Origin of the sequence: Pseudoalteromonas thalassia (assembly GCF_049257215.1) — a bacterium.
Lineage (GTDB): Bacteria > Pseudomonadota > Gammaproteobacteria > Enterobacterales > Alteromonadaceae > Pseudoalteromonas > Pseudoalteromonas lipolytica_C.
In genome coordinates this window covers 1-8,787 of sequence record NZ_JBMMUE010000028.1, presented here as the reverse complement: position 1 = coordinate 8,787, position 8,787 = coordinate 1, and the positions used below count along the sequence as shown (strand labels likewise).

General features: G+C 38.5%; 4 protein-coding genes. 1 reads left to right on the top strand and 3 read right to left on the bottom strand.

Translation table 11 applies throughout. The features are described from left to right. Window positions 1-904: 904 nt before the first annotated feature. Both AAEU31_RS20195 and AAEU31_RS20190 read right to left on the bottom strand, forming a co-directional pair. Complete coding sequence (locus AAEU31_RS20195) at window positions 905-2,503, bottom strand: hypothetical protein (RefSeq protein WP_421968128.1); 1,599 nt, start codon at window positions 2,501-2,503, stop codon at window positions 905-907. 296 nt (window positions 2,504-2,799) lie between these two features. Further along, entirely contained in the window at window positions 2,800-4,890 is a 2,091-nt protein-coding gene (locus AAEU31_RS20190; RefSeq protein ID WP_421968127.1) for a YjbH domain-containing protein, read from the bottom strand. A gap of 1,149 nt (window positions 4,891-6,039) precedes the next feature. Between AAEU31_RS20190 and AAEU31_RS20185 the strand changes: the two genes are divergently transcribed. Continuing rightward, window positions 6,040-7,452 (top strand): MBL fold metallo-hydrolase RNA specificity domain-containing protein, encoded by a 1,413-nt coding sequence (locus AAEU31_RS20185; protein WP_421968126.1) that lies wholly within the window; start codon window positions 6,040-6,042, stop codon window positions 7,450-7,452. A 388-nt stretch (window positions 7,453-7,840) separates the two neighbouring features. On the opposite strand, the gene AAEU31_RS20180 is transcribed toward AAEU31_RS20185, so the two are convergent. Next, a complete protein-coding gene (locus tag AAEU31_RS20180; RefSeq protein ID WP_421968125.1) occupies window positions 7,841-8,212 on the bottom strand; it encodes a GxxExxY protein in 372 nt (123 codons plus the stop codon). Window positions 8,213-8,787: the final 575 nt, after the last annotated feature.

The window sequence follows — 8,787 nt, the reverse complement described above, 5'->3', positions numbered from 1 at the left end:
ATAAAGGGGCGAATACATTAAAGTGACCGGGGGTAGCTCCCCAAATAGAGTCCGTATATAAGCCAGCATCTAATCTTTATTTAATAAATACTCCGTTGACAAAAAATGGGGAGTCCATATAAGTACACCGAGGCGCTTTGCGCTACACAGAGAAACCACCTCCTTCTCTTCCTCTGTGCTCTCTGTGTCCTCTGTGGTTAGAAAAAAAGATCTTTAACTCACACATAGGGTAAGAGGCACAGCGCTTTAGAGGAAAACAAATTAAGTAAGTTATTGGTTTACCTCATCCTCTTCTCATTCACTTCTCTTTGTGCAAAACAATATTTGAACCACAGAGAACACCGAGGCGCTTCGCGCTACACAGAGAAACCAAATAATCACTAAGAGATTATGGGCACTCCGCGCTTCAGTGAATAACGATTTACAATCTACTATTCTCTTCCTCTGTGTCCTCTGTGCTTAGAAAAAAGATCTTTAACTCACAAAGAGGATAAGAGGCGCTGTGCTTAAGAGAAACAAAAAACATAATTATCACTTCCTCATTCTCTTCTCTTTGTGCAAATTGTGTAAAAACAATATTTGAACCACAGAGAACACAGAGGCGCTTCGCGCTACACAGAGAAACCAAATAATTACAAAGAGATTATGTTCACTGCTGCGCTTGAGAGGAAAGAAAACCATGTAACCCATTGTTTTAAAATTTTTTATTTTTCTCTTTGTGAAGAAAAAATTAAACCATAGAGTTCACTGATGCTCTTAACGCGCGTAGTGAAAACAATAGCACAGATCATCAGAGTAAGCTCAAGGTGGGCTAAAGGTTCTTAAAAAGCAGACAAAAAAAGCCGCTTAAAGCGGCTTTTTTCATGACAGGGCTATTAAGCCCTAGGTATTACTAACAAATCTATTAGCTACCAGTTACTGTTTCACAAACTGCAGATAATTCGATTGATTCATCAGTACCATCAGCAGTAATGGTTGTAGTTGCAGTAGCACCACCTGTAGACAGTGGGATACGTGCATTAATAAACACATTATAAGTACTATCTTGAACAAGACCAGCAAGTTCAAATGTACCTTCTGAACCTGAAGCTACAACTTTCTTTTTGTTAGCTAAGCTATATCTAACTAAAGCATTACTCATGTCAATTGTTTGAGAAGCATCATTTGAACATACAGCCGTTACAGTGAAAGCTTCTGAAGTGTAAGTTACTGGATTTGATAGCTGTACAGGTACCTCACCACATACATCTACTTCATCATCAGATTCATACCAAACTTGGCCATTGTTGTCAGTAACAGTTACAAATGCCGTAGCAGTAGAAGAGATACCTTCTTTCTTAGATTTGCCAGGACTAACAACTACATTATTAGAGCTGCTTGACTTAAGCGTACTTGTATAGGTCGCATCAGAAGAATCTAAAGAAATCGTTAAGCCTTTTGCTGGAACATCATCACCACTTACCGCTACTGAGATACCTGAAGTACAAACATCAACATCCACTGTTGAAGCGAAGAATGTTAAGTGGCTTGTTTGGAAGCTACCAGTGTAAGTACCTGAAGTTGCATTTAATGCACCAACAGTAACCATGTTAGTTTCTGACTGCCATAAACCAGTGTCTTCATTATGAGACTTAAGACCTAGCATATCGCCAGTTTGAATAGCTTCGCCGTTGATCATAGTGTCAGCTGGAATCGCCATTGAAACAGTAATAGGGTTAGAGAATTTTTTAATTTTCTTACCATCGCTGTTTGTCATTATAACGTTAGCAACACCAACCGCTTTAACTGTTGTTTCTGCATCAGCGTCATTAATATTAGCAGGAACGATAGATTGTGCTGCAGAAGATGTAGCATCAGCACCTGTTACGTTTAGAGTGATTTCACCAGAAACAGGCTCTTCGTTTTCATCAAGTAAAATAACACCAGCTGGCACAGTTGCAGATGCACTTGAAGCACCTTCTTCAGTAGCAGCTTCGATTGGTGCAGATGTAGTACCACCAGCTTCTACAGTAGCTTCTACAACTTTATCAGCAATACCTGCAGCCGTTTTTGATGTAAGCGCCAAAACTTGGTCAATTGAAGTTTCACCTTCTTCAGCAACTAAGCTAACGGCAAATGTTTTACCAACATAACCAGTTGCGGTTACATTAACGGTTACTTCTTCAAGTGTAGCGCCTTCTTTAACGGAGAAAGCAATGCTACCATCTTCAGTTGTGGTTGTGGTCAAAGCTTCACCATTAACATCAACGATATTGCTAGATACAACACCATTTTCTAAAAATGTTACGGTAGCGTCAACCACATCAGTAGTAGCAGAATCGATAACACTCGTATTAATAACTAGGCCTAGTTCAGCAGGAGCTTCAGGTGGAACAACAACTTCTGTAGGTGGATCAATCGGATCTGGTACGACCTCATTTTTGTCGTCATCACTCGAACAGCCTGAAAGAGCAAAAACTGATGCTACAGACATAGCTAGTAGCGTTTTTCTATTAGTAAACATAGGGAGTCCTTTTATTCCTTTTTAAAATAAACGTATCAAATAAGGTCGATATACAGGGAAATATACAACTAAACCCATAGTTGAAAGCAAAATAATTGATAATTTCCCATTGCTACCTGATAGGTTAAATAACAATCACGATATTTGCAACTGTGATTTTACATAAAGAGCCTTTATTTTACTAAAAAAGGCTCAATAAAAATTATAGATAATATTTACAATCCAGCAATTAGAATTACAAAAAATAAATCAATTTGTCGGTTTTAAACTTTTTATTCCTAAAATAGAAACGGTGATTATTTGTATTCTAAGTAAACATCTCTCAAGCGACTAAAATTAGCATATAAATATGCTTTAGTTAATCGTCCTTGATTTAAAAACTTACGCTCTAAGCTTAAAGTATTAAATGGCGTGTATGCACGGTTAAACACTACGTTATTACGAGATTGACCAACTTGAGTATCGATTACGTGACGCCATGCTTGGTTACCTTTAACTTGCCCATAGCGTGTCACCGACATGTCTTTACGTGGTGTAAGTGGAATACTAAATGCAAAGCCAATTTTTTTAACATTCGTATCTTGTGCATAAACTGCAAGGTAGCTATCGCCAAACCAAAAGCGGCTTTCTAATTTAAACCCAGAGTCATCATAAAAGTAGTTACCCGCTTCAGCATGCAAGGTTATGTCTTGTTCAACCCAACTATACTGGTACGAAACCACCTGAAAGTCTTTATGAGCATCAAAATCTTGATAATCAAAATACCCAATATTGGCACTCACTTTATGGCGGCCTTCGGGGCTTAGCCAAGTTGTTTCGTTTTGAATACCCATATAATCTTGGTAATCTTTAAAGTATCCGACTTGAGTTTGGTTATAAATACCATAAGGCAATGCGAATGTTTGATAAAGTGTTGCCCTGTCGAACTCAGACTCTTCACGATAATATCTAAACGGCGCATCTTTTTCGTAGTCATCACTGTCAGCTATGTGTACTTGGCCACCTAAATTAAGACCTGCGCCCTGCCATAATGGCACATCAACGTCTGCGCGGATCGCCAATGAAAAATCATATACTCCAAGCTCTGTCGCATAATTATTTCTAAGTACAGGGCTTAGTGACACTCTTGGTTTAAAATAAGGTGTGCTGGTATTCATTAAACCAACCCAAGTAAGCGCTCTTGGTAGTGGCATAGCACCTTGATAAACAATTACCTCAGGATGCTTTTGCGAAAGAATAAACTCACGATACTCGTCTACATTACCTTTAAGGCCAAGTTGAGGAATATCTTGCTTAGACATAAAAACATTAAACTCAATGCCTTCACTGCTTACATATTGCGAAATTCGGCCAAGCACTAAACCAATTGCATCAAGGTCATTACGATTAAAAGTAGAGTTTTCAAACTTAACAACAATTTGCTTATCGTTATTAAAGCCCACTTGTACATTTTCGAAACCATCTTTAACTAAAGCATGCTTTAACGTTGCAGCTTGCCTTGTCATTTCTTTATTGCTTTCAAAATAACGGTGTGCATTGGGATCTTTTATGGTTACTGGTTCTTTATTAGCGTTAAGCTTAAAGTAGGCTAGTTCATCACTTGCAGATACCACAGGTTCTGGCGCACTTTCGATTGCCTCGTACTCAGGTTTTGTGAATAATGGCATTTTGAAGTTAACACCCCAAGATGTGTCTTCTTCACTGTATTCTGTATTACTATAAAAACGGCTAGTGAATGTTAACTCGCCGATATCGTATAGCCACTTTTTAGGCACTGTGACTTTTACGGCTGCATTAAATGCATCTGCGTCATGTTCTGCTTGTAATGCAAACCAGTCAAATGGCTGCCATTCAATACCAGCAAAAGGGCCATTCATTTGGCCTGTTAAACGATCGCTTACTGCATAACCTGCTGAAAATCTAAAATCCCATAGCTCTTTTGAAGCAACCGCGTAGTAAGTTTCGTAGTTATTTGCTGCGCCGCCGATATCTTTTACACCAATAGCCACTGTAAACAAATCTTTAGGTATATAAGGCAATTGGTACTTGGCATTGAAAGACAAATCTCTTAATTGGCCCTTACCCTCAGTATAAAACAGGTTATCATTCATTGATTCTGCTGCTATTTGGCCACTAACTTCGAAACCTTCAAATAAACCAGCAGAAAAAATAAAGTTATGGCCATCAATATACTTCCGCCCTCTTAAATCAAGCATGTTGTTGTAACCAATATCAATATTACCTACATCAATTACATTTGCATTAGGGGTATTTATTAGGCCTGTATAGCCAGTAAAAGATTGATAGTTATTAATTTTATCTGAAGCTAGCACAGGAGCGCAAAGAGTTGCTAACCCGCTAATGAGTAAAGTGTTCGCCTTTAGCATAACTCGAATCCATGAAGAATTATTAGAATTTTTTGTTAACGCCAATATAGCATTAATTAACTAAATTAGTTAGTTGTTCATGTTTAAAAAGTTAATACAAAAATGAATTTATATCATAGAGAAAACCAAATAATCACTAAGAGATTATCAGAATAACTATTTAGAATCTGTCGCTCTCTTCCTTTGTACTCTGTGACCTCTGTGGTTAAAAAAAGATCTTTAACTCACAAAGAGGATAAGAGGCGCTTCGCGCTACACAGAGAAAACAAATGATCACAACGAGATTATGAGACGCTTCGCTTTAGAGGAACACAAATTAGCTAAGTTCTTGGTTTACCTCATTCTCTTCTCATTCACTTCTCTTTGTGCAAATTGTACAAAAAACATATTGAACCACAGAGCACACCGAGGCGCTTCGCGCTACACAGAGAAAACAAATGATCACAAAGAGTTTATGAGGCGCTTCGCGCTACATAGAGAAAACAAATAATCACAAAGAGTTTATGAGGCGCTGCGCTCAAGAGGAAGTAAAAATAATCTTGTGGGTTCCTCATTCTTTCCTCATTCACTTCTCATTGTGCAAAAAATATTTGAACCACAGAGCACACCGAGGCGCTTCGCGCTACACAGAGAAAACAAATGATCACAAAGAGATTATGAGACGCTACGCTTTAGAGGAACACAAATTAGCTAAGTTCTTGGTTTACCTCATTCTCTTCTCATTCACTTCTCTTTGTGCAAAAACAATATTTGAACCACAGAGCACACCAAGGCGCTACACAGAGAAACCAATATTTAAAAAGTTTGGTCTCTTCCTCTATGCTCTCTGTGTCCTCTGTGGTTATAAAAAAGTTCTTTAACTCACAGTTAGTTACAACTTTCTTCGCTTAAAAGAAAATAATTTTGTGGTTTCCTCATTCTCTTCTCATTCACTTCTCTTTGTGCAAATTGTACAAAAAAATCTCACGCGCGAAATAAATTTCACGCCTACAGTATCGTATTCGACTTTAAAAGAATTTGCTCATCCAACTTAAAACTCAATATCTACAGCTTATGAACATTCCAACAATACATGAAGAACTTTGCTCGTTGCCGTTATAGTCAATAACCTCTATGCTGAACATATGCTTCAAAAATAAGGATATTATTATGCAAATAAAACACCACGGAGCAGTTAACGGTGTTACAGGGTCTTGCCACCAGCTTATTATTAACGACAACAACTCAATACTCATCGATTGCGGGCTGTTTCAGGGCGAAGACAGCCACGAAGATCTCAATATCGACTTTGACATATCAACCGTAAAAGCGCTTATTGTTACCCACTGCCATATTGATCACGTAGGCCGCATACCCTACCTATTTGTGGCAGGGTTTAAAGGACCAATATACACATCTAAAGCAACCGCAAAACTACTACCACTCGTTATTGAAGACGCCTTAAAACTGGGTGTAACGCGTGATGAGGCCATTATAAACACCTGTATAAGAAGACTAAAACAGCAAATAGTGAGTCTAGATTTTAATAAATGGTACTCCATACCTGTAGGAGTGGGCTTTAGCCCCGAAAAAGCAGCCTCGAGCTCCCAAAACCAAGAGGCTTTATTTAAAATCCGCCTACAACGCGCCGGCCATATTCTTGGCTCTGCCTATGTAGAAATTGAACTTGGCAAAAAGCCAAGTAATCACAGAGTGGTATTTTCGGGAGATTTAGGAGCCCCATATACACCGTTATTGCCCTCACCTAAACCGCCATACCGTGCCGATACCTTGGTAATAGAATCGACCTATGGTGATAAAAACCATGATGGCCGAAAAACGCGTGTAAAAGGTTTAAAAAATATTATAGAACGAGCCGTTACAGATAACGGTGTGGTACTTATTCCTGCGTTTAGTATTGGCCGAACGCAAGAGCTACTTTATGAGCTAGAACAAATAATTCACTCAGCTCGTAAAAATTCAATGTGGCATAAACTACAAGTAATTGTAGACTCGCCCATGGCCGCCAACTTTACTGCACAGTACCAACACTTTAAAACCCTATGGGATAACGAAGCAAAGAAGCGAGTTAACCAAGGGCGTCACCCATTAGATTTTGACCAACTGCATACAATTGATACACACCAAGAGCACAAGGCATTAATTAACTTTTTAAGTTCAAAGCAGCAGCCAGCGATTATTATAGCTGCCAGCGGTATGTGCACAGGGGGGCGAATTGTTAATTACCTTGAGCAGTTTTTACCTGACAAAACAACCGATATTATTTTTGTTGGCTACCAGGGCAAAGGCACGCTAGGAAGAGATATTCAAACCTACGGCCCAAAAGGCGGTTATGTATATATTAATAATCAAAAGGTTTATATAAACGCGTCAGTTCATACCATCAGTGGCTACAGCGCCCACGCAGATCAAAAGGGGCTAATTAGGTTTGTAACAGGTATGAAAAAGAAACCGAAGTTAATCAAAATTGTACACGGCGATGACGAAGCCAAAGCAACCTTGGCTAAAAAATACCAAGCCCTACTAGGCGATAAAACTAAGATTGAAATAGCTTCTGGCTAGTAACCATGACAGCCATTAAAGAAAATTTATATCCACAAAGAGGATAAGAGGCGCAGCACTTTAGAGAAAAACATTTAGGTTTGTTATTGGCTACCTCTTTGTCTTCTCATTCACTTCTCTTTGTGCAAATTGTGTAAAAACATATTGAACCACAGAGAACACAAAGGCGCTTCGGGCTACACAGAGAAAACCAAAGTTAATTATTCGAAATTTAATCTAGAGAGCTAACTATAACACCTATAGTGTGAGTAGTTTCAAAGATTTTTAAACCACAGAGAGCAGAAAGGACAGAGGCGCTGCACGCTAAATGGAGAAGACAGCTCTAAGCTAGTAGAGGCTTCGCCTAATACATCTGTGGTTACAATTAGATATAAAGCCAAGAGAAAAACTAAACTTGAATTCGCTTAATACCATCCACCAACCTTGTAACATTAAAGTTAATAAGTAAACCTGTTTTGATGTCGGTTAATTTTAAATATGTAATTAACTGTGCTGTGTGAATGGGTAAAAGCTTTTCTACTACTTTCAATTCGATAATTAGCGACTTTGGAAGCAATATGTCAAGTCGATACCCAGCATCTAAACAGACACTCTTGTATGAAATAGGTAACTCAACTTGGTTAAGTAGTGAAAAGCCAACTTGCAGCAATTCATATACCAAGCAACTTTCATAGGTAGACTCTAATAAACCTGGCCCTAATTGTTTATGTACCTCAATAGCACACGCTATTACTTTACGGGTAATTATATCCATTTCCATATAGCCATCCTTGCTAATATTGAACATTTAAAAGCTGTTTATAATTTAAGAATAGCTTAAATTATCTTACTAATAATACGAAAAATACTTTTTGAACTACAGAGCACGCCGAGGCGCTGCGCGCTACATGGATAAATAAAATATTAAACAGTAGGCGTCACACCTGCTTGGTGCGTCTTATATACAACACCATTCCATCAACCAATGTCTGATCCACAAACAACACAATTTAGCTGAAACCTAACGGCTGAAAGCTTAAAGACCTCCTTCTCTTCCTCTGTGCTATCTATGCCCTCTGCGGTTCTAATTAGATTAAAGACATAAACACTCTGAACCACAGAGCACACCGAGGCGCTACACGCTACATAGAGAAAACTAAATTAATTCTAAAACTCATAAAACACCGGGCTGAAGATAAAGCACCTTATACCCTCTTTCTCTTCCTCTGTGCCCTTATATGGACTCCCCATTTTTTGTCAACGGAGTATTTATTAAATAAAGATTAGATGCTGGCTTATATACGGACTCTATTTGGGGAGCTACCCCCGGTCACTTTAATGTATTCGCCCCTTTAT